Annotated in this window: 5 protein-coding genes; all 5 read left to right on the top strand. The window is 35.1% G+C overall.

Annotated elements, in window-relative coordinates; all coding sequences use genetic code 11:
- A partial coding sequence (locus CJF42_RS25545) for a hypothetical protein (RefSeq protein WP_212668873.1) occupies positions 1 to 284 on the top strand: 284 nt, incomplete at its 5' end.
- Between the two features lie 153 nt (positions 285 to 437).
- The gene (locus tag CJF42_RS25550) at positions 438 to 779 is read left to right on the top strand and encodes a hypothetical protein (protein WP_095369305.1); all 342 of its coding nucleotides are present in this window, start codon (positions 438 to 440) and stop codon (positions 777 to 779) included.
- A gap of 312 nt (positions 780 to 1,091) precedes the next feature.
- Positions 1,092 to 1,445: a hypothetical protein gene (locus CJF42_RS25555; protein ID WP_095369306.1), complete on the top strand. Its 354-nt coding sequence runs from the start codon at positions 1,092 to 1,094 to the stop codon at positions 1,443 to 1,445.
- Between the two features lie 284 nt (positions 1,446 to 1,729).
- Positions 1,730 to 2,065 carry a hypothetical protein gene (locus CJF42_RS25560; RefSeq protein WP_095369307.1) on the top strand — a complete coding sequence of 112 codons (336 nt, stop codon included), beginning with the start codon at positions 1,730 to 1,732 and terminating at the stop codon, positions 2,063 to 2,065.
- Positions 2,066 to 2,276: 211 nt separating this feature from the next.
- Positions 2,277 to 2,603 carry a hypothetical protein gene (locus CJF42_RS25565; protein WP_095369308.1) on the top strand — a complete coding sequence of 109 codons (327 nt, stop codon included), beginning with the start codon at positions 2,277 to 2,279 and terminating at the stop codon, positions 2,601 to 2,603.
- Positions 2,604 to 2,619: the final 16 nt, after the last annotated feature.

The raw sequence follows: 2,619 nt of genomic DNA on the forward strand, positions 1-2,619 counted from the left end.
CCGTTTATACAAATGTTAGCTATTTATCATTAAACAACGGAGGTTATATGAATATATTTGAAATGATGCGAACAGGGGAGCTTCATCCTATGTGGTTTGCTTTCGGTATCCAAGCAATTGCACTTGGAGCTTTATGTTTTCTTCTTGCTAGAAGTAAAAATAGAAATTATAAACTCGCAATTTTAGCTGGTGCTATTCCTATGCTTAATTATTTATCTGTTTTGTACTATATTGGTGTTCCAAAACTTGAGAAAACATCTCCTGACTCAAGCAACAATAGCTAACAAGCAAATTAATCAGGACAAATAACAGTTGGTTTTTGCTCCTGCGTCGCTTATTTTAACCAACTGATATTTGCCCATTATTTGGGCGTTAGCAATACTGAAGGTTTAGCTCCCAGCTTCAGCTAAATATTTTTACTAAATCATAGGGCAATAATGAAAATATCTTTATATCTATCAATAATTTTAACTTTAATTTCCAATTCATCATTTGCTGCGAGGGTTGATGCGACCGGAGAAATTGGCGATATTCGCTATCATGTAAAAGAAGGAACACTAGCTCCATCTTGGAATAAAACGGTTTGGTTTCAACTAATAAATTCCAACAAAAGCTTTTGCACAGATAATAAAATTAGTATTAAAGACGGCGATGACGTGGCTGTTTCGATGTTATTAGCTGCTAAGATGGCTAACAAAAAAGTACTTGTTACACTAGAAGACACAATTAAGTATCCAGCAGGAAGATATTGCCTTCTACAATACATAACAATTAAATAGTTAAAGTATTGCTAACAAGGCTCTAAAGAACGGACAAAAACAGTTGGCTTTTGTTCGTTCCTCACAAATTATAGCCAACAACTTTTTGCCGCTTAGCGCGGCGTTGAGGCTGTAGAATTTATCAAAAGTGTAAATTGACGAATGAAATTTATGTGCTGTGCGTCCGTAAAAGTAATGTTTTAGTAGAATATTGCCTCAGAATTCACGTAGCAATGCGTTTTGAAGCTTAATTTTTAATAATTTTTTGGTCTGTTTTTTCTAAAAGAGAAATTCTACAGGCTCGTTATATTAGTAACCACAATTGGAGTTCAAATGAAAAAAGTAGCCTGCATAGTTATCTTATTAATATGTTCAATAAAAGTTTTTGCATCAGATTACATATGGAGTCACGCTGTACCTAAACAAGTTCATATAATTCCAAATGGGCTTGTATTAATTGGAGAGTTTGATAATACAGGTATTTCTTGTGCCACAGGATCTCAGGCTATTTATCTCCCTAAAACAGATGACAACTTTGATGCTAAATTATCATTAGCTCTAACTGCAAAAGCTACAGCTAAAGAGATTAAAGTGTTATTGCTTACAGAAGACTCAACTTGTTATCAAGTATCTGCTCATGGTTATGTTCCTGTAGTTCACCCATATTATTGGCAACTCAAAAACTAATATAACAAGTTGCTTAAACGAAAAATTAACAGTTGGCCATCGCTTCGCGATTATAGCCAATCATTAATTTCCGCTTAGCAAGGCGTTGAGGCTGTAGAATTTATAAAAAGTGTAAATTGACGAATGAAATTTATGTTCTGTGCGCCCGTAAAAGTAATGTTTTAGTAGAATATTGCCTCAGAATTCACGTAGCAATGCGTTTTGAAGCTTAATTTTTAATAATTTTTGGGTCTGTTTTTTCTAAAAGAGAAATTCTACAGGCTCGTTATACATATGGAGAATCAATGAGTCGTCTAATCATAATATTTACTTTGGTACTATTTAGTAGTGTTGTAAATGCAAGCACATCAATTGCTGTAACCGGCACTATTCAAGCAATGAGAACACAAACAACTCATCATGAAACTCTTGCATCACATGGTGAGGTTATAATCCAACTTTCGGCCCCATTACAAGATGGTTGTAATTGGCTAAGTGTTGAAAAAGATAACACTTCCGCAATATCATTTCTATTATCGGCTAAAGCACAAAATCAAATTATTACAGCATGGTACTACAGTGACAAAAAATCAAAGGCATGGGGTAGTGCTTGTCAATTAATAAATATCGAGTTGAAGTAACTAATATGTATAATCGGGTAGCCGGAGGTCTCTAACCTCCAGCCCCCACACCACCCATCATGCGGGTCCGCAATGGGCGGTTCATCCTCTGTAATAAACAAATTAATCAGGACAAATAACAGTTGGTTTTTGCTCCTGCGTCGCTTATTTTAACCAACTGATATTTGCCCATTATTTGGGCGTTATGTGTTTCAGGAGTAAGGTGTTTTCAATGAATAATGATGACGTAAAAATGGTAGAAGCAAAAATGGAGTTAGAACGTATTTCTGAGCTTCAAAAATATAAAGAAGAATTTGATAAGCTTGGTTCAAATGACTGGGGGCTTAAAGATTTTCTTTCTATTATTGCGCCATTTGGCTTACTTCTACTTGCAAATAGTTTCTTTACAATCGAGAGTGAGTTATTTCAAATAATGTGGGTTATTATCGTTGCCTCGTCTTTTGTTCAAGGCATGGTTACCGCTGAAAGTAAAAAGACAAACCGCAGAATTGATTTACTGCTTAAAATCATCAAGCAAGATCAGAGTAAAAACACATAATCGGGTAGCCGGAGGT

This window comes from Pseudoalteromonas sp. NBT06-2, assembly GCF_002276045.1.
Classification (GTDB): domain Bacteria; phylum Pseudomonadota; class Gammaproteobacteria; order Enterobacterales; family Alteromonadaceae; genus Pseudoalteromonas.